This window comes from Ornithinimicrobium murale (assembly GCF_003352835.1).
Classification (GTDB): domain Bacteria; phylum Actinomycetota; class Actinomycetes; order Actinomycetales; family Dermatophilaceae; genus Ornithinicoccus; species Ornithinicoccus muralis.
In genome coordinates, this window is sequence record NZ_QLVD01000028.1 from 21,097 (window position 1) to 40,415 (window position 19,319).

The 19,319-nt window shown below is 70.2% G+C and carries 13 protein-coding genes; 7 read left to right on the forward strand and 6 right to left on the reverse strand.

Annotation, left to right across the window (positions count from 1 at the left end):
- Window positions 1-3: 3 nt before the first annotated feature.
- The 3 genes from DPQ65_RS13245 to DPQ65_RS13255 are packed head-to-tail and all read right to left on the reverse strand — an operon-like array spanning window position 4 to window position 2,320.
- Entirely contained in the window at window positions 4-933 is a 930-nt protein-coding gene (locus tag DPQ65_RS13245; protein ID WP_114907832.1) for a hypothetical protein, read from the reverse strand.
- Window positions 933-1,457 carry a SigE family RNA polymerase sigma factor gene (locus tag DPQ65_RS13250; RefSeq protein ID WP_114907833.1) on the reverse strand — a complete coding sequence of 175 codons (525 nt, stop codon included), beginning with the start codon at window positions 1,455-1,457 and terminating at the stop codon, window positions 933-935. Before DPQ65_RS13250 ends, DPQ65_RS13245 begins: the two co-directional genes overlap by 1 nt.
- 56 nt (window positions 1,458-1,513) lie before the next feature.
- Window positions 1,514-2,320 carry an SDR family NAD(P)-dependent oxidoreductase gene (locus DPQ65_RS13255; protein ID WP_114907834.1) on the reverse strand — a complete coding sequence of 269 codons (807 nt, stop codon included), beginning with the start codon at window positions 2,318-2,320 and terminating at the stop codon, window positions 1,514-1,516.
- Between the two features lie 99 nt (window positions 2,321-2,419).
- On the opposite strand from DPQ65_RS13255, the gene DPQ65_RS13260 reads away from it, so the two are divergent.
- Together DPQ65_RS13260 and DPQ65_RS13265 are read left to right on the forward strand one after the other, a co-directional pair.
- On the forward strand, window positions 2,420-2,827 hold the full coding sequence (locus DPQ65_RS13260; protein WP_202863137.1) for a YkvA family protein: 408 nt from the start codon (window positions 2,420-2,422) through the stop codon (window positions 2,825-2,827).
- A 321-nt stretch (window positions 2,828-3,148) separates the two neighbouring features.
- Complete coding sequence (locus DPQ65_RS13265; protein ID WP_114907835.1) at window positions 3,149-4,687, forward strand: MDR family MFS transporter; 1,539 nt, start codon at window positions 3,149-3,151, stop codon at window positions 4,685-4,687.
- A gap of 236 nt (window positions 4,688-4,923) precedes the next feature.
- Here the strand turns inward: DPQ65_RS13265 and DPQ65_RS13270 are convergent, their stop codons facing one another.
- Entirely contained in the window at window positions 4,924-7,092 is a 2,169-nt protein-coding gene (locus DPQ65_RS13270) for a S9 family peptidase (protein WP_114907836.1), read from the reverse strand.
- A 188-nt stretch (window positions 7,093-7,280) separates the two neighbouring features.
- Here DPQ65_RS13270 and DPQ65_RS13275 point away from each other — a divergent pair, with 188 nt between their 5' ends.
- A complete protein-coding gene (locus DPQ65_RS13275) occupies window positions 7,281-8,207 on the forward strand; it encodes a PAC2 family protein (RefSeq protein ID WP_114907837.1) in 927 nt (308 codons plus the stop codon).
- 238 nt (window positions 8,208-8,445) lie between these two features.
- Here the strand turns inward: DPQ65_RS13275 and DPQ65_RS13280 are convergent, their stop codons facing one another.
- Window positions 8,446-13,959 (reverse strand): carboxypeptidase regulatory-like domain-containing protein, encoded by a 5,514-nt coding sequence (locus DPQ65_RS13280; protein ID WP_162802222.1) that lies wholly within the window; start codon window positions 13,957-13,959, stop codon window positions 8,446-8,448.
- Window positions 13,960-14,164: 205 nt separating this feature from the next.
- On the opposite strand from DPQ65_RS13280, the gene DPQ65_RS13285 reads away from it, so the two are divergent.
- Window positions 14,165-15,148 (forward strand): helix-turn-helix domain-containing protein, encoded by a 984-nt coding sequence (locus DPQ65_RS13285; RefSeq protein ID WP_162802223.1) that lies wholly within the window; start codon window positions 14,165-14,167, stop codon window positions 15,146-15,148.
- A gap of 69 nt (window positions 15,149-15,217) precedes the next feature.
- Here the strand turns inward: DPQ65_RS13285 and DPQ65_RS13290 are convergent, their stop codons facing one another.
- Window positions 15,218-16,645 (reverse strand): hypothetical protein, encoded by a 1,428-nt coding sequence (locus DPQ65_RS13290; RefSeq protein WP_114907840.1) that lies wholly within the window; start codon window positions 16,643-16,645, stop codon window positions 15,218-15,220.
- A 64-nt stretch (window positions 16,646-16,709) separates the two neighbouring features.
- On the opposite strand from DPQ65_RS13290, the gene DPQ65_RS13295 reads away from it, so the two are divergent.
- The 3 genes from DPQ65_RS13295 to DPQ65_RS13305 all read left to right on the forward strand — a co-directional run bounded on the left by DPQ65_RS13295 (window position 16,710) and on the right by DPQ65_RS13305 (window position 19,210).
- The gene (locus DPQ65_RS13295) at window positions 16,710-17,459 is read left to right on the forward strand and encodes an EcsC family protein (RefSeq protein WP_114907841.1); all 750 of its coding nucleotides are present in this window, start codon (window positions 16,710-16,712) and stop codon (window positions 17,457-17,459) included.
- 92 nt (window positions 17,460-17,551) lie between these two features.
- A complete protein-coding gene (locus DPQ65_RS13300; RefSeq protein WP_162802224.1) occupies window positions 17,552-18,733 on the forward strand; it encodes a DUF4192 domain-containing protein in 1,182 nt (393 codons plus the stop codon).
- A gap of 66 nt (window positions 18,734-18,799) precedes the next feature.
- On the forward strand, window positions 18,800-19,210 hold the full coding sequence (locus DPQ65_RS13305; RefSeq protein WP_114907843.1) for a universal stress protein: 411 nt from the start codon (window positions 18,800-18,802) through the stop codon (window positions 19,208-19,210).
- Window positions 19,211-19,319 lie beyond the last annotated feature (109 nt).

Genomic DNA, 19,319 nt, shown 5'->3' on the forward strand with positions numbered 1-19,319 from the left:
ACGTCAGGGGCTCATCGTGCTGGTGGCCGTGGACGTCGCGGCGGAGACATCGCCTCCTTGAGAGCTGCCGATGACGAACTCCCCGACCACCGTCTCGCCGTCGGACTCATAGACAGGCACGCTGACTGTCTTGCCCCGCCGCTCCTCCTGCATCTCCAGAGCATGCTCGGGGGAAGTCGGTTCCGGCCCGTACGCGGCGTTCATGTCGGACACATAGGCGTAGCCCTCGCGCCCGTTCGTGGCCACGACGCCGATGAGATCGGGGGAGCCGTCGGCATTCTCCATGCCGTAGGTCTCGCCCTTGGCGTTGACTCCCCACTCGGTCATCTCGGTGCTGGCATAGGCGGCGGTGAGGCGCCAGGTTGCCCCCTCGGTGGCCGTGATCTCGATCTGCTCCTGGCCCCTGGCCAGGTGGATGACCCAGGCGTTGACGGCAAAGTCCTCATCGGAGACAGGCTCTGCCGCGTCGGCGTCCTCCGCGGTGCAGATCATCCCGTTGCCGTCGGGATAGGTGAAGTCCCCGGCGCTCAGACAGTCCAGCCAGACCGCGACACCGGTCGCCTCATCAGGCCGCTCCCCGAGCTGCACCGTCGCGGTGCCGGTGTGAGTGGCTGTGAGCGGTTCGCTGAGGTGGGTCACCTCTGTCCCGCCGGGCAGCATCCTTGGCTCTGCACCGTCCGCGCCCGTCGGGCTGCTGGTCTCCATGACGCCGCCCGTCACACCTCCTGCCGGTCCGACGGCCGACTCCGGCAGCAGCTGGTTGGCCACTGGCACCGCGAGCGCGAGCACCGCCACCCCGGCGACGGCCGCCACCGTCGTCTGCTGCCGCCGCCGGCGCCGGACGCGACCGGCGATCTGCTCGAACCGGTCGCCGGGCTCGGGGAGGTCCGGGGGCAGCTCCTGGAGCCGGCTGATGATCCGTTCGGTGTCCATCACCGTTCCTCCTCGACGAGCATGTCGTGACCGATGACCTCGCGCAGCCGGGCCAACCCCTTGGCGGTCTGGCTCTTCACGGTGCCCGCGGAGCAGCCCATGATCTCGGCCACCACCTGCACGGAGAGATCATCGAAGTAGCGCAGCACCACGGCCTGCCGCTGCCGGATCGGCAACTGTCCCAACGCTTCAGCCAGCAGCAGCCGATCGGTGACGGGCCCGCTCGGGTCCGTGTCGGCATACGCCTGCGTCTGTATGCCGACACTCGCCGAGGTGAGATCCGTCGCCTTCTCGCGGGTCCAGAACCGGGCCCGCCAGCTGGCGTTGGTGCGCACCATGACCTGGCGCACGTAGGCCTCGGGGTGGCCCTGGCTCACCCGCGACCAGTGCGGCCAAGTGCGGGCGAGGGCGGTCTGCAGGAGGTCCTCGGCGGACGCGGCGTCGCCGGTCAGCATCCAGGCGGTGCGCAGCAGGGACGGTGACCGTCCGACCACGAACTCCCGGAATCCGTCCGGCTCACGCATGCGGGCCTCCTTGCCTCTGACCAGTTAACCGGCTGGGCCCTGCGATCGGTTGCCGGTCAGCGCAGGTGACTGGCTCCGTTGAAGTCGACGACGGCTCCGGAGACCCATTCGGCGCCGGGCTCGGCCAGGGCACAGATCGCCGCCGCGACCTCCTCCGGGGTGGCCACGCGCCCGAACGGGCTCTGGGCACGGACCGTGTCGCCCGAGGGACCTTCGAGCACGCTGGCTGCCATGTCGGTGGCGATGAAGCCGGGCGCGAGGGACACCACGCCGATGCCGTGCGGCGCCAGCGCGACCGCCATCGACTGGCCGAAGGCGTGCAGACCGGCCTTGCTCGCGCCGTAGGCGGGGACGTCCGGCTCGCCGCGGAAGGCCCCACGGGAGCCGACGTTGACGATGCGCCCCGTGGGATGGGTTTCGGCCGGCGACACCTCCCGCATGTGCCGGGCCACGCAGAAGGTGAGGTTGGCCGGACCCATCAGGTTGGTCTCGAGCGTGGTCCGCCAGGCCCGCACCCAACTGTCGTAGTCGGTGTCGGTGATGCGGTGGTCCCCGCGGCGGCTGCCACCTGGCTCGGGGTCCAGGAACAGGGCAGCGTTGTTGACCAGCACGTCGATGCGGCCCAGGGCCTCGGCCGCCTGAGCAGCAAGCGTCTGCGTCTCCTCGGGAGAGGTGAGGTCGGCCCGCAGCAGGGTGTGGCCGGTGCCGGGGAGCGCCTCGAGCACCTCGCGGGCACGGTCCTCGGCACCGCGGTAGTGCACGACCACCCGGTCGCCGCGCTCGGCGAACTGGCGGGCCGTTGCCGCGCCGACGCCCCGTGATGCCCCGGTGACCAGGACCCCTCTGCTGCTGTGCTCGTCCATGGCCCTCACCCTATGGTGGGAATCCTGAGGCAGCCTCGCTCGTTGGAACTCTTCGAGCACCAGTGGCGCACTCCGCGCCCCGCACGAACGGAGCCGACCATGGCACACGCCGCCCGCCGACCTCTACGCTGGGGCGCCCTGATGGGTGTCGCCTCCGCGATCCGGTCCGCCAGCCGTCCCGGGTCTCCGGGTCTGGGGGAGCGCATGGCTGCGCTGCCGCGGATGGCCAGGGCGATCCTGACCAAGAAGTACAGCGGCGTCGACGGGTCACAGCTGCTGATGATGCTGGCCGCAGTCGGCTACGTCGTCAGCCCGATCGACCTGATGCCCGAGGCGATGCTCTTCCTCGCCGGCCTCGGTGATGACGCCCTCGTGGTCGGCTGGCTCGCGGTGACGATCATCAACGCGACCGACGACTTCCTGGACTGGGAGCGCACCGGAGATTTCATCCCCGGTCAGGTCTACGACACCTCGACGCGGCAGCCTCCGCACTACGACGTCCGCTGACCTCCGGAAGCGCACTCGACGTCCGGCACCTGTCCGGAAACTACCCACGATCTCGCCAGGTCGTGGGTAGTTCCCGTTCACGTGCCGAGGTGAGGCGCGCGGCGTGCGGAAGGTGAGGCGCGCGGCATACGGAAGGTGAGGCGCGCGGCCTACGCAAGGTGAGGCGCACGGCATACGGGAATGGGGCGGGAGGAAATTAGGTTGTGCCCGAGGTGGTCCGGCGCGCACGATTGACGAGTCATCTCGCCGATGAGTCTGACCCCGCACGGGAGTCTCCATCGCCGTGAGTCACACCCACCCATCCATGACGGAGGAATCTCTATGTCTCTGCGCACGCCGGTAGCGGCCGCGAACGTGACCGCCACACCCGGGCGCACCCCTGCCGTCGTGCTCTGGCTGGTTGCTGCGGCGTTCGTGGTGATCCTCAACGAGACCATCATGATGAACGCGATCCCCCAGCTCATGGAGGGTCTGCAGATCGATGAGGCTGCGGCGCAGTGGTTGTCCACGGCGTTCCTGCTGACGATGGCCTCGGTCATCCCGGTGACCGGATGGTTCCTGCAGCGGGTCACCACGCGGACCGCGTTCGCGACCGCCATGATCGTCTTCATCATCGGCACCACGCTGGCAGCGGTCGCGCCGAGCTATCCGGTGCTGCTGGCCGCCCGGATCATCCAGGCCTCCGGCACCGCGGTGATGATGCCGCTGCTGATGACGACCCTGATGACCGTCGTCCCGGAGCGCGACCGTGGTCGCGTCATGGGCAACGTCACGCTCGTGATGTCCGTGGCTCCGGCGATGGGGCCGGCCGTGTCCGGCCTGCTGCTGGGGCTCGGATCCTGGCGGCTCATGTTCTTCACCGTGTTGCCGATCGCTGTGGTTGTCACCATTGCCGCCCTGCGGAAGCTGCCCAACGTGGGTGAGCCGCAGCAGATCGGCATCGACTGGTTCAGCGTCGTCATCGCCGCGCTCGGCTTCGGTGGCCTGGTGTTCGGTCTGAGCCGGTTCGGTCAGGGCCTGGGCGCTCAGCCGTGGCTGCTCGTCGGCGGCAGCCTGCTGGCCATCCTGGTGTTCGTGCTGCGTCAGCTGCAGCTGCAGCGCCGGGGCAACCCGCTGCTGGACCTGCGCACCTTCCGGCGACCCATCTTCACCCGTGCCGTGGTCCTGCTGTCGGTGTCCTTCATGGCGATGCTCGGCGCGATGCTGCTGCTGCCGCTCTATCTCCAGCAGGTCCGCGGGCTCACCGCCCTGGAGGCCGGGCTGCTGGTCATGCCGGGTGGCGTCGCGATGGGTGTGCTCGGCCCGCGCGTGGGCCGAGTCTTCGACCGGTATGGCAGCCGCCTGCTGATCATCCCCGGCTCGATCGGCATCGCGCTCGCCATGGGGTCGCTGACCCTGATTGATGCGCAGACGCCCTACTGGCAGCTCCTGGCCGCGCACATTGTGCTGATGATCAGCCTGGCCGGTGTGTTCACCCCGTCCTTCACCTTGGGGTTGGGAGACGTGCCGGGGCGCCTGTACTCTCACGCCAGTTCCCTGCTGGGCACCTTGCAGCAGGTGGCAGGTGCGTTGGGCACTGCCTTGGTGATCACCATCATGACCGCACGGTCGACCCGGCTCGTCGAGGGCGGCACGGCGCCGCTGGACGCCACGGTGGAAGGCATGCGGTGGGGCTTTGGCTTCGGCGCGATCATCGCCCTGGTCGTGATCGGGCTGGTGCTGCTGATGCCGAACCGGCTGCCGCAGCAGGAGCCGGGTGAGCAGGAGCCGGGATCGGACGAGGCGGGTCGGCAGGAGTCGGGAGTCTCCGAGCTCCCCGAGCCGCTCGAGGACGAGCTCACTCCCGACCCGGCCACCTGACCTCGCCGGGGTAGACGGCTGGCCGCTTGGCCGCTTGGCCGGCTGGCCGAGCGATCGACTAACCGGCTTGGCCGCGTGGCCGTTGGCTGGCATCGCCCGGCCGGCCGACCACCCGACCGACTGACTGAGCGCAAACACGTGCACGGGTCAGTGAGGCCTCGAACGCGAGGCGCTCGAGGCGGTCCGAACCTCCCTCAAAAGGCGCATGAGGCGGTCCGAACCTCCCCAAAAATGGGTCAGGGGCGCGCGGACTCCCCGTCCACGCCGTCGCCGGTGGCCTCGTGCTCCTCGTCCGCGGCGGCCGCCGCCTGCAGCTGCTTCTCGGTCGGCGCCGACCGTCCCAGCTCGACCGGCAGCTCCGGAGCAGCCGACCCGAGCACGTGCTCGGCCAGGAACCCGGAGACCACCTGATACCAGATCTTCGCGTGCTGCGGGGTGAGGATCCAGTGGTTCTCGTTGGGGAAGTACAGGAACCGGTGCACCGTCGAGCCGTCCTCCCCGGCAGGCAGGCCCGAGTGGGCGAGCAGTTCGTACCAGAGCCGCAGTCCTTCACCGATCGGGACGCGATAGTCCTTGTCGCCGTGGATCACCAGCACAGGCGTGACGATCTTGTCCACGGACAGGTGCGGGCTGTTGGCCTCACCCATCTCGCGGGTCATCTCGCGCTGCCAGAAGAACGCCGCGTCGGTGGTCGGACCGAACTGGTCCAGCGCCCACAGCGAGGCGTGCGTGACGATCGCACTGAACCGATCCGTGTGTCCGGCAACCCAGTTGGCCATGTAGCCACCGAACGACCCACCCATCGCCGCGGTCCGCGTCTCGTCGATGTCCGAGCGCGCCACGACGGTGTCGGTGATCGCCATCAGGTCCTCATAGGGCGCCTGACCCCACGAGCCCCACCCGCGCTGGATGAAGTCCTGCCCGTAGCCGGTGGAGAGCGCCGGGTCCGGCAGCAGCACCGCATAGCCCTGGGCGGTCATCAGCCACGGGTTCCACCGCCAGGTCCAGGCGTTCCAGGACCCGAGCGGCCCGCCGTGGATCCACAGCAGCAACGGGTGCGGACCCTCGCCCTCGGGCAGCGCCAGCCAGCCGCGCACGCGGGTGCCGTCAGCGGCGGTGGTCTCGACGTCCTCGAGGCGCCCCGGGATCTGCGGCCGCTCGACCGGGCCGGGCAGCACGGCGACGGCACCGGTGGCCAGGTCGATCGCCACGACCTCGTTCGGGAACAGATAGCTGGAGCGGACGGCATAGGCGTGGGCTCCGTCGGGGGAGACCACGACCTCGCTGTATGCCGAGTCGTCCGTGGTCACCTGCCGCACCTCTCCCGTGGTCACCTCGATGGAGAAGACGGGGGAGCGGCCGTTGTCGTCGGCGGTCACCAGCACGGCGGTGCCGTCGGGCAGCCAGGCGGCGGGGCTGGCCCACCGGTCCCAGTCGGGGGCCAGCGGTGTCCGCTCGCCGGTGGCCAGGTCCAGCAGGTTCAGGACCGGCCGCGGCGCCCGCTCCGGCGTGCTCTTGCGGTCCACCACGACGACGGCCTGCGTGTTGTCCGGGCTGATCAGCGGCGCATAGAACTCGTGCCCCGGCTCGTCGGCCAGGATGGTGCGCTCGCCGGTGGCCAGGTCGATGCGCACGAGCTGGCTGCGCTGGTCACCGCGGGCCTCGGGCACGGTCAGCGACACGAGCGCGAAGGTGCCGTCGGGGCTGACGACGGGGGAGCCGTCCCGCATCCTGGCGCCGACGCCCTCGCTGACCCAGTGCAGCCGCAGCGCGGGGACGTGGTCGGTCGTGGTGGGCCGCTTGGGTGTCTGCTCCGCGTCGGGCTCGGCCACGAACAGCTGCGGCGCGGTCGGCCCCAGGTCGGCGTCCCAGTGCCGGACCGGGTAGCCGTCGTGCAGGATGGCCTGCACCCCGCCGTCCTTGCGGGCCTTGTGGATCGCCGCGTGCGTCTTCTCGTCGGTCGCGCCGGGCAGCTGGCCGGCCACGACCACGGTCACGTCGGCGTCGTGGGCGCACAGCACCTGGCCGACCCCGCCGGGCCGGGAGAGGACCACGCGGGCCTCGCCACCTCCGGCCGGGATCTCCCACAGGGCCGCCTCGGGCGTGTCCTCGTCCGCCTCCGGGTCGGGGCGCGCCGAGGTGAAGTACAGGGTGCCGGTGCTGCTGAACGCGGCACCTGCCTCACCCTTCGCGCTGCGCGTGATCCGGTATGCCGCACGCTCACCCCGTGGGTCCAGGCCCCAGAGCGCTGTGGCATAGCCGGTCCCCGACTTGGTGATGGTGGACACCGTGGTGACCAGCCGGGTCCCGTCCGGACTCAGTGCCAGGCCCCCCAGGCGAGGCATCGCAACGTACTGGTCGAGGTCGTGGAAGATGGTGGAAGACGACTGTGGCTCCGTGCTCATACCTGCTTTCCTATCACCTCGCGCCACTGAAGTGGTCCACGGCACCTGGGCACTCGCCGACCGGCAGCCACCCACGCCGCCGTCACCGGTGGACCGACGGGGAGAGGCGGGGCACGGCATACTGGATGGAGGGGAATCAGTCAGGCTCCCGCGGCGTTGTGCGAAAAGAAGATCTGAGGAGGACTTTCGTGATCGAGCCGAGTTCGCTGTACCGCCTGGAGACTGACTCCGCGCGGCAGCCGCTGCACGCCCCCCTGTTGCAGGTGTCGCTGGAGGGGTTCATGGACGCCGGCAACGTGCGCAGCCAGGTGACCGAGCACCTGCTGGAGCACCTGGAGCACACCGTCGTGGCGTCCTTCGACATGGACAGCCTGATCGACTACCGCGCCCGGCGCCCCCAGATGACTTTCGACCGCGACAACTACTCCACCTTCGAGGAGCCGTCGCTGATCCTCTACCGCGTGATCGACCGATCCGGCGAGCCGTTCCTGCTGCTCGATGGGCTGGAGCCGGACTTCCACTGGGAGGCGTTCGCGGAGGCCGTGCACCAGCTGTGCCTCGGCTTCGGGGTGCGGCGCATGGTGTCCGCGCAGGGCGTGCCGATGGCCGTCCCGCACACCCGCCCCATCGGCGTCACCCGGTTCGCCAGCGACCGTGAGCTGATCGGTGACGTCGACCCGCTCTTCGGGACAGTCCAGGTGCCCGGCAGCGCCGAGGCCCTGCTGCACCTGCGCCTCGGTGAGGCTGGTGTGGAGACGATGGGCGCCGCTGTGCACGTGCCGCACTATCTGGCCGAGGCCCGCTTCGGTGACGCCGCCGTCGCTGCGCTCGACACCCTGGTGGGCTTCACCGGTGCCGACCTGCCCCGCGACCAGCTGGTTGCCGCCGCCGGGCTCAACCGGGCCGAGATCGCCAAGGAGCTCAGCGAGAACGAGGAGGCGGCCGAGGTGGTCGCCGCCCTGGAGCAGCGCTACGACCGGTTCCTGGAGGGCCAGCGCAAGCGCAGCCTGCTCGCTGCCGAGGTCGGTGAGCTGCCCAGCGCCGACGAGATCGGCGCCCAGTTCGAGGACTTCCTGCGCGAGCAGACCGACAGCGACGCCCCCGAGGCGGACTGACGCTTTGCACGTCGACATCGGCGAGGCGGACTGACGCTTCGCGCGTCGACGTGTGACACCACCGCGCGCCGGTGTGGCCGCTGAAATGTGTGCACTGGCACGCAATACAGCGGCCAGACGTGTCGCCTAGTGCTGTCGGCCGCGGGAATGTGTGCACTGGCACGCAAAACAGCGGCCCCGACACGAATCTGCGTGTCGGGGCCGCTGCTGCGTGGTCACTCCTGCGAGCGCCGGCGCCTCACTCGGTGAAGCCGTCGACGTGGGCGACGCGCAGGGTGTTCAGCATCGGCCGGGGACCGGTGACACCGACCAGCTCGATCACCAGGGGACCACCCTCGTGCTCGATCGTGACCGACTGCAGGTCAGCGGTCAGGCTGCCGGCCGAGGCCACCACGTCGTGGTCGTCGAGCACTACCGACCCGTTGACCAGCACGTCGAAGACCTGCTTGCCGGGCTTGTCGTTGGGTTGGAAGGTCGCAAAGCCCAGGTCGACCGCATAGCTGCCGGCAGGGGCCTCGTCGAACTGATAGCTGAAGCCACCGTCCCGGCGGTTCTGGAACAGCGCGTCGTCCTCGGTGCCCTCGATCGCACGCTTGGTGGACTTGGCGGTTGACTTCCCGAGGTGGCCCCAGGAACCGTCAGCATGCTCCTGGTCGGTCTGCCACGTGTCGCCCAGGATGTCGACGAACTGCTGCCCGCCGACATTGACCGACTGCAGATAGTCCGAGACGGTCAGGGTGACCGGCACCACGGTGTGCGACGCGCGTCCTGCATCGCCCGAGACCAGCACCGAGGCCTCATAGGTGCCCGGCTCCAGACCGGCAGCGTCCACGGTGAACCCGACGGTCGCTGACTCACCCGGCGCCAGCGTGCCGGTGGTCCCCTCCAGGCTCAGCCACGGCACGTCACCGACCGAGGGGCCGCCGGTCGCGATCCGGCGCACCACGCCGTCGACCTGGTCGACGGCCCACAGGTCACCGCTCGCGCCGACCTCGAGACCGGCACCGCCAAACTGCGAGGTGCCTGGGCCGGCGATCGCCGAGATCGGCGCACACGTGGTCGGGTCGACCTGATAGATCGTGTCGGTCTCGGAGTTGGTCGACACCCACAGCGTCCGGCTCAGCGGGTCGAAACCGAGGCCGGCGATGGCCCGGTCGGCCGTGCTGCAGTGGGACAGGGTCGCGCCCGGTGTCTCAAAGGAGGTGCCGGCAACAGCCCAGACCACGCCCTCGTTCCACCCGCCGATGTAGAAGATGTCCTCCGCGGCGTCATAGGCCAGGCCCCGCTGGGAGACACCCGACCAGGGCAGCGCGCTCAGGGAGTAGGCCACCTCCCCGGTCTCGGTGTCCCAGCAGTAGATCCCGTTGTCGCCGCCGACGTTGACCTGGCACATGTTGCCCTGGGCGTCAGTGGTCAGGTCAGCGTTCCAGGAGTCGACCCACCCGGCGTCGAGCACGGTGCCGGTCGGGGTCCCGTCGAGGAGGAACTCCCGGTTCTCGACCGGCTGGATGTCCGAGACCCAGAGGCTCTCAGCGGTCGTGCCCAGGCCGTACGGCAGGGCCACGTCCGTCGTCGGCCACTCGCTGACCACCTCTCCCGTGGCCTCCGCGGGGGCGGTGGCCAGACTGCGCCGCGCCGGGGCGAGCCCCTCGGTGGTGCGGGCCAGGGAGTCGTGCCCCTCGGCATACTCCTGGGTGGTTTCGTTCCGCGCAGCGGGCTGGTGCTGCACCATCGGCGTGCTCGTCGGCTCGGTCTCCGTGGACAGCTCGCCGCCCACGATCTCGCCGATCTCCCACTCCAGGTCGGCGCTCCCGCTGTTGCTGATGGTCAGCTCCCGGGTTGCCGTGCCCTCCTGTGCCACAACAATATCGGAGTATGCCGAGTCGGCCGTGAGCGTGGCCGTCACCAGGTCGTGGTCCAGGCTGACCACCCCGCCGTCACCGGCGACGGTGACCTGCTCCTGCGAGGTGCCGTAGTCGAACCGGCTGGCCGTGACCGTGTAGGTGCCGGGGAACAGCAGCGCCCGATAGCTGCCGTCGGCGCCGGTCCGGGAACGACGCACCTCGGTGCCGTCCGCGTCGGTGATGACCACCCACGCGTCGGCCACACCCTCGCCGTCGTTGGCGTCGGTGACCGTGCCGGTGACCGAGTCGTTGGCGGGCAGGCTGAAGTGGATCTGCCGGTCGTTGGACAGGGAGCGCTCGCTGTGGGAGTACTCGAAGGCCACCGTCCCGTCGGCGTTCTCCAGCCCGACCGTTGCACCCATGCCGACCTCGTGGCCGTAGGGCTCCCCGTCGAGGTTGCGGTAGGCGAAGGTGATCTCGCCGTTCTCCCACATGATCGCCTCGAAGTCGAAGGTCCCCTCGCCGTACCAGAGGTTGACGTTGCGGTACTCGATCACGAAGCCGCGGTTCGGAGCCTCACCGATGACTCCGGTGAAGACGCCTCCGTGCTCCTGGATCTCCAGGTTGCTCCAGTAGGGGTAGACGCCCGCGTTGGGAGCGAGCTGGTAAGGCAGCTCGCTGTTGAACCAGGTGCGCGGGCCCAGGAAGCTGATCTCCCCGTTGGTGCCGAGGTGCACGCGGGAGTAGCCCACGCCGTAGAGGGTGACCGGGAACGGCAGGTCGACAGATGTCGTCGCGTCGTCCCCACTCAGCTCGACGGGGTTGTCGACCTCGACGTAGTCCGCGGCCTGCACCTCGCAGGTGTAGCCGAACTCGTCGGTCACCTGCTCCAGGTCGAAGTCCTGGGTGAGCGGGCCCTCGACGGTCACCTCGGTGCTGAGCGGGGTGGTGCAGTGCGGCAGCTCCGCGGTGACGGTGTAGGTGTCGACGGGCACGTCGGGGATCGTGTAGTGCCCGTCGGCGTCCGTGGTGACCTCCGGCAGCGGCGCGCCCTCGACCAGGACGGTGGCGCCGTCGACCGGCTCGCCGCCGGCGGTGACGGTGCCGCTGATCGGGTGGGTCGCCTTGACCTCCAGGACGATCGGCTCGGTGGCGCTGCTGCCCTCGGTGATGGTGACGACCTGGGTCGCGGTCACGAAGCCGAAGGCTGAGGTGACTAGCTCCCACTCACCCACGGGCAGCTCGGTGCGATACGCGCCGTCGGCCGGCGTGGTCTGGGTCCGCAGGACCTCGCCCTCACTGTCGCGGGCCTGCACGGTCGCGCCCTCGATCGGCTGACCGTCGGCCGCCGAGGTGACCGTGCCCTCGACGAAGCCGCTGACCGGGTAGGAGAACCGGATCTGGTCGTCGTTGGACAGGGCCTCCTCACGGAAGGAGTACTGCAGGCCCAGGGTGCCGTCGGCGCTCTCGATGCCGATCGAGGAGGTGCTGCCCAGCTCCATCGGGTCCTCGGGGTCGAGGTTGCGGTAGGCGAAGGTGATCGTGTCGTCCTCCCAGAACGTCACCTCGAAGTCGACCGGAGCGGCGTCGTCGTAGTTGCCGATCATGTTGCGGTACTCCACGACCAGGCCGCGGTGGGGGGCCTCACCGATGACGGTGCTGAACACCCCGCCGCCCTCGGCCGGCTTGGCCGCACGCCAGAACGGGTAGACCGCGGCGTTGGCGCCAAAGGCGGAGGGAATCCTGGACGGGAAGGCCTGAGCGTTCTCCTCCAGGAAGTTCACGTGGCCGTTCACCGAGACATAGGCGTGCTCGCTGTAGGTCTGGCCGTAGTAGGTGATCGGGAACGGGAGGTCGATGGTGGTCGTCGGGTTGTCCGGGGACAGCCCGAGCGCCTGGTCCCCCTCGACGTATGCCGCGGGCTCCAGGGCGCAGGAGTAGCCGTAACCGTCGGCGGTGCGCACCAGAGCGAAGTCCACCGTGGTGGCCTCCTCGATGGTGACCGCCGTGGTCTGTGGCTCGGTGCAGTGGAGCAGGGCCGCGGTCACGTCGTAGTCGCCCGTAGGCACCTCGAAGGTGTAGGCACCGTTGGTGTCGGTCTGGGCCGGCTCCAGCGGTGTGCCGGGCAGCTCCACGGTCGCGCCGTAGACCGGCTCGCCGGTCTCGGCATCGGTGATGGTGCCGGTCAGCGGGTGGGTGTCCAGGACCTCCAGGGACAGGCTGGTCGTGGTGGTCTCCTCGCTGACCAGCGTCACGGTCGTGGACTCGGGGGAGTAGCCGAACGCGGACGCGCTGACCTCCCACTGCCCCTCGGCCAGCACCATGGAGAAGGCGCCGGCGGTGTCGGTCGTGGCGGTGCGCACCTGGTCGTCCTGGGTGACGCGGAGCGCCGCGCCCTCGAGGGGGTCACCGGCCGAGTCGGTCACCGTGCCGGTGAGCGTGCCACCGACGGGGCTGGCCTCGAGCAGGGCCAGGGCGTCCAGGCGGCCCTCGCCGTAGACGTTGTTGTTCTCCGGGGTGCCGCCGCACTGGTCGTCGGCGGTGTCGATCGCCGTGCCGTCCAGCAGCGCGCGGGTGGCCTCGATGTCGCCGACCAGGGCCGGGGCGCCGGCCCACAGCAGGGCGATGGCGCCGGAGACGTGCGGGGCGGCCATCGAGGTGCCGGAGCCGATGGCGTAGCCGCCGCCGGGGAAGGAGGAGCGCACCTCGACGCCGGGGGCGCTGATGTCGGGCTTGATGCTGCCGTCCTGGCCCGGCCCGCGGGAGGAGAACTCACCGATCAGGTTGTCGACGTCGTGTGCGCCGACCGAGTAGCTCAGGGTGCGGCTGCCCGGGCTCCCGCTGGTCTCGCAGTCCGGCCCGGAGTTGCCGTTGGACCAGACCGCAAAGATGCCGGCGTCCATCCAGGCCTGCTGGATCTCTGGCATGAACGGGTCGTTGGAGGGCAGCTCACTGCCCCAGGAGTTGTTGATGATGTGCGGTCGCTTGGCGGGGTCGGGGTCCTGGCCGTTGGCCTTGGTCGGGGCGAGCATCCACTCGGCCGAGCCGATCAGGGCCGAGTCGCTGGGGCAGCAGCCGTTGGCGGCGATCCAGGTGGCGCCGGGGGCGACCCCGATGTGGTCCTCGCCGTCGGCGCCGACCATGCTGCCCATCGTGTGGGTGCCGTGGCCCTCCCGGTCGCAGGGGGTGTCGCCGCAGTAGCCGGTGGCGTCATACCAGTTGTAGTCGTGGTCGACGGTGCCGTCGGACTGGTAGCCGCGGTAGTGCTCCGTCAGCGCGGGGTGCGCGTAGTCGACGCCGGTGTCGATGCTGGCGACGGTGATGCCCTCGCCGGTCACGCCGAACTGGTCCCAGACGTCATCGGCGTTGATGTTGGCCACGCCCCACTCGATCTGCCGCGCGGCAGCCTCGGCGTCGGCCTCCCGCGTGACCGGGTCGGGCTCGGTGTAGCTCGTGGGCGCGATGATCGACTCGACGGCGGGCAGGTCCGCCAGGTCGGTCGCCAGGTCGGCGCTGCCGTCGCTGACGAAGATGGCGTTGACCAACCAGTGCGCCTCGTGGTCGACGCCACGCTCGTCAAGGATGTCGCGCAGCGGCCGCTGGCTCCGCTCAGCGTGGTCCCGCAGGGTCTCGTAGACGTAGGTGCCGCGCTCCTCCCAGTCGGCCATGTCCCGGGCTGCGCTGGTGTCCGGTGCCTCGCCCAGCCGCACCCAGTAGCCCGTGGTCCCGTCCTCGTCGAGGGCCTGCATCACGGCGGCCTCGATCTTGGGCTCGGTCGTCGGGGCATCGGGGTCGGGCGGTGGCGCGGCCATCGCCGTCGGTGCGGTGACGAGGAGGCTCGCGACGAGGGCGATCAGCGCCCAGAACGTGGCGAGACCTCGGACGGACAACGGACTCCTGCTGGACATCACAAACCTGACTTCCGGGGGTGTGAACATGCGTGGCTCAGCGCCGTGGGGGCGCCACGCTCATGGGGTGGGTGTTCGGGCATGCTGCCCGCCAACCTCCTGGGAACACTCGCAGCCACTCCGGGCAGGGTCAATAGAATCGGCTGGCGAGTTCCTGGCAGGTGTCGGGAAAGTGACACGCCCAACGAGCCCCGAGGAGGCCACCATGTTGGAGCCGATCGGACTGTCCACCGCCGAGGAGTCGGTCTATGACGCCTTGGTCCGCAGAGCGCAGGCCGACACCGCCGAGCTCGCGGAGGATGCCCGGGAGTCGCCGGAGACCACGCGGCGCGCGTTGCGCCGGCTGGTGGACCTGGGGCTGGCCACCCGCGGCGGTGGCCGGCCGGTCCGTTATCTGGCGGCGCCACCCGACACCGCCATCGAGACGCTGCTGCGGGACCGCGAGGACGGGATCCGCTCCGTGCGCCAGCAGGTCCACTCGCTGATGGAGAGCTATCGCGCGGGCACCCGGTTCAACTATCCAACCGACCTGATCGAGGTCATCGTCGGACGGCAGGAGCTCGGGCAGCGCTGGGAGCAGATGCAGCGCAGCGCCCGGGTGCAGGTGCGCGGCTTCGACGCGCCGCCCTACTCCGCGCCGCAGGGTCGCCGGGAGAGCAACCCGGTCGAGCTGGATCTGCTGGCCCGCGGTGTGCAGTATCGCGTCGTCTATGACAAGCAGGCGATCGTGCTGCCGGGGTGGCTCGACGACGTGACCATGGGGATGAAGCAGGGGGAGCAGGCGCGGATCTCACTGCATGTGCCGGTGAAGCTCGCGATCGCCGACGACCGGATGGCGATCATCCCGCTGCTGCGCACCGGTGACGATGCGGTGACCGCGTCCTACCTGATCCATCCCTCACCGCTGCTCGAGGCGCTCGCCGCCCTGTTCGAGTCGGTGTGGGAGAGCTCGGTCCCCGTCCGCCAGGCGATGAAGGGCACCCCCGTCGTCCCCGACGACGCGCTCTCCGACGACGAGGCAGAACTGCTGACGCTGCTGGCCGCCGGGCTCACCGACGCCGCCGTCGGACGGTCGATGCAGTGGAGTGAGCGCACGGTGCAGCGTCACGTGCAGCGACTCATGGCCCGACTGGGCGTGCAGACCCGGTTCCAGGTCGGGCTGGAGGCGAACCGCCGTGGCTGGATCTAGCCGCTGACCCCTCGGCTTCGACCGTGCCTCTTCGGCCCCGGGAGGGTAGGCACGGTCGAGATCGCGGCGTCAGTCCTGCGAGCGCGGCGGCGGGGGCGGCGGGAACTGCTGGGTGTTGTCGGTCTCCTCGACAGACGCCTCGCTGTCACGCTGCTGGTCACCGGCGTCCTGCTGGTCGCTCGTGCCCTGCTGGGGGGCATCGCCTTCCGCAGGCTGGACAGGCTGCGTGGCGTCGGCCGGCTCGGGGCTCCACGCCGTGGCACCAGAGTGCTCGGTCGCAGGGTGCTGACGCTCGCCATAGGGGTAGGCCTGCGGTTCGCCGCCGCCCTGACCCGGCTCGCCGGAGCCGTAGGGCTGTTGACCGTACGGCTGCTGGTCCTGCTGCTGACCATAGGGCTGTTGGCCGTAGCCGCCCTGGTCCTGCTGCTGACCATACGACTGCTGGCCGTAGCCGCCCTGCGCCTGGCCGGGCTGCGCGTAGGGCTGCTGACCATAGGACTGCTGGCCGTAGCCGCCCTGGCCCTGCTGCTGGCCATACTGCTGCTCACCGCCGTAGCCACCAGCGGGCGGGTAGGCCTGCGTCTGGTCACCGCCGTAGCCACCGCCGGGCGGGTAGGCCTGCGTCTGGTCACCGCCGTAGCCACCGCCGGGCGGGTAGGCCTGCGTCTGGTCGGCGCCATAACCCTGCTGGCCGTAACCCTGCTGCGGGTAGCCCTGCTGGTCATGCCCCTGGCCGGGCGCGTTGTAGCCCTGCGGGGCATATCCCTGCGGCGACTGACCCTGGTCCTGCGGGGCATAGCCGCCGGCAGCCGGGTATCCCTGCTGCGGCGCATAAGGGTCGTGCGCATAGGGAGACTGCGCATTCGGAGGCTGACCATAGGGAGACTGGCCGGGGGAGGACTGGTGCGTGTCGGCATACGGCCCGGGCTGGTAACCACCGACGGGGACGTCGGTGTGCGAGCTGTACTGGTAGGGGGTGTCGGCGGTCTTGGGAGTCCTGCGGCGGGTGAGCAGCGCGCCCAGGCCGAGCAGCACCGCCAGGGCCAGGAGACCGGCGCCGATGTAGAGACCGAGCTCGCCGATGATGCCCGGGGCGGTGGTGCGCGCGGCGTTGGGGCCGACGAAGACCGCCTCCTCGGTGCCCTCGCAGGAGACCGGATAGCTGCCGGGGTCCAGGTCGCTGGGCGTGCGCGCGATCTCGAAGAACTCGCGGTTGCTGACCTCGACGGAGTAGGTGGAGGTCGGGCGCTCCATCGTGGCCTCACCCGCCTGGCAGACCACGTCGCCGCGCACGTCCTCCTCGGCCCACAGGGACATCCCGGAGTCGGGGATGCGCACCGACTGGCCCGCGTTGATGCCGGTCATGTTGGGCGTGGCCGTGTTGAGCACCCCGAACAACCCGAGGCCGACCAGGACCAGGCCAGCAACGCCCAGCAGGGCCGCCAGAGCCCCCAGCGCCTTGGACGGGCCGCCTGACTTCTTCTCCCCATCAACCATGGGGCGGAATCTATCGCACACGGCCGACGGTTCGAAGTGTGGTGCTGGCCGGTCCGGTGGCAGGATGGCGCAGAAGCGTCGCGTGCGAGCTGCGGCCGAGACGAGGGGAGAAGCCGTGGGTCTGTTTGGGATCGGCCAGGACAAGGAGCCCGAGGCCGCCGAGGCGGTGGCCGAAGCCGGCATCGGTGCCAAGACGGCCAACGCCCTGGTGGGCAAGCTGATGGACGTCGGCATCGACGGGCTCGGGCCGCTGGACTCCGTGGCCGAGATCGTCGAGAACGCGCTGGCCGAGAAGAAGGGTGATGCCGAGAAGGCGATCACCGACATCGTCCGCTCCCACATCAAGCTGGGGGCCGCTGGTGGTTTCGTCACCGGCATCGGTGGCTTCGTCACCATGGTCGCCTCGATGCCCGCCAACATCGCCGGCTTCTATGTGCTGGCCACCCGCATGGTCGGCAGCATCGCCCAGATCCGCGGTTATGACCTGACCCGGCCCGAGGTGCGCACCGCCGTGCTGCTGACCCTGGTCGGCGCCGACAGCCAGGACCTGCTGGCCAAGGCCGGTGTCGCCGGCGGCGGCAAGCTTGCCTCCGTGGCCATGCAGCGACTGCCCAAGGCCGCGGTGATGGTCATCAACAAGGGCGTCGGGTTCAAGCTGGCCACCCAGTTGGGCAGCAAGTCGCTGAGCCGCCTGGGTCGCTTCGTGCCGGTCGTCGGTGGCGGCATCGGCGCGGGGATCGACGGCTTCCTGATGAACCGGATCGCCGACCACGCACGTGAGGAGTTCCCGCCCCGGGCACTGCCCCGTCCCTGAGAAGTTGCACCCAGGGTCCGGGACCGTCCGGGGTTGTCCACAGATCGCGGATGACCTCGCGCGCCCTGTGCCTGACGCCGGAGCGTGGGGCCATGACGACCTCACAGATCCGAGTCCGCGGCGTCGAAGAGCTGATCGCGACGGTGCCCCTGCAGCTGGGCTATCAGCCCGAGGACAGCCTGGTGCTGGTCCTGCTGGGGCAGCCGGAGAGTCACCCCGGAGCGGCCCGGGCCGCTGGGCCGGTTCTGCTGATGGCCCGCATGGACCTGCCGCACGACCTCGGCGGCTACGAGGACGTGCTGGCTGACGTCGGCCGGTGCCTGCGCCAGCAGCGGACCCGGCAGCCTGCCCTGGTCGACGTGCTGGCCTTCGAGGACGACACGGACAGCACCGAGGTGCTGCGCGCGGTCGCCCGCCTCTGCGCGGAGGAAGAGGTGCCCGTGCACCACGCGGTGCGGGTGCACGAGGGTCGCTGGCAGCAGCTCGAGCCGGATGGCACCTCGTCCGTATGGTGTGTGGTCCCCTCCCTCGAGGCCGTCCCCTGTGCCGCCGACCTGGTTCTGGCGGGGGCGCAGATCGGCCCCGGCCGCGCGGAGCTGGCCCGGCGGATCCGGGAGGGTGACGCCGAACGCAGGGCCGAGCTCGCGGCGGAGGTGGAGGACTATCTGGACCGCTTCCTGCAGGCGGTGCCGCCCGAGGCGGAGGAGGTGCCGCCTGATGGGGAGGAGGTGCCGCCCGAGGGGGAGGAAGTGCCGCCCGAGGGGGAGGTCGTGCAGGACCTGGTCCGGCTCCAGGCCCGGTTCCTGGAGCGCGGTGCCCTGGCCTGGCGCCGGATCCTGGACACCACGGTCGGCGGACCGGAGGTGGCCGACCTGCCGCCGGCGGTGCTGGCGCAGGGGCTCGTGCTGCTGTGGCACCGCGAGTTCCGGGACGGCGTGATCACCTGGTCGGTGCCCGGCGTCCTAGGTCCCGGCATGCTGCCCCGGGAGGTCAGCGACCCGCTCGTCCGGCACCTGGAGCTGGCGCGGCTGGGCAACCGGCGGCTTCTGGACCGGCTGGTCTCCCTGTGCTCCCTGGTGCCCGATGAGTTGGCGGCGCCGCTGCTGACGGTCACGGCGCAGACCGCGTGGGCGCTGAACAGCGGCACGGTGGCGAACCTGGCGATCGAGCGGGCGCTGGAGCTGGAGCCGGACTACTACCTGGCCGGGCTGACCGACATGTTGCTGCAGAACGCCGTCCCACCTCCCCGCGGGCCGTTCGTGTCCTCGGCGTAGTCGCCCGTGCGTGCGTGTAACCTCCATGCGTGAGGTAAGGCCGCACCCTGACGAAAGAGGGATGACATGACGATCATCGTTGGATATGTGCCCACCAAGGAAGGTCGCGCCGCCCTGCGCCGCGCAGCTCAGGAGGCGTCGCTGCGCCACCTCAAGCTCATCGTGGTCAACTCCCACCGCGGAGGTCGTGACTTCGACGCCCGGGAGGCTCAGCGCTTCGAGACCGAGCTCTCGCGCGTGCAGGACCAGCTGGACGCCGAGGGCATCGAGCACGAGGTGCGTGCCCTGGTGCGGGGCAACGAGCCCAGCGAGGACCTGATCGCCGTCGCTGAGGAGACCTCGGCCGACTTCATCGTGATCGGACTGCGCCGCCGCACGCCGGTCGGCAAGCTGATCCTGGGTTCCAACGCCCAGCGCATCCTGCTCGACGCGTCCTGCCCGGTGCTCGCGGTGAAGGCCGACGACTCCGAGGAGTGAGCCGGAGGGCCTGAGCTGACGGCATGACCAGAGGCGTGACTGGACGGCCCTGATCTGGGGCTATCGCGGGCACCACCTGCGGCTCTAGACTCACGGGCGAGGCTCTTCC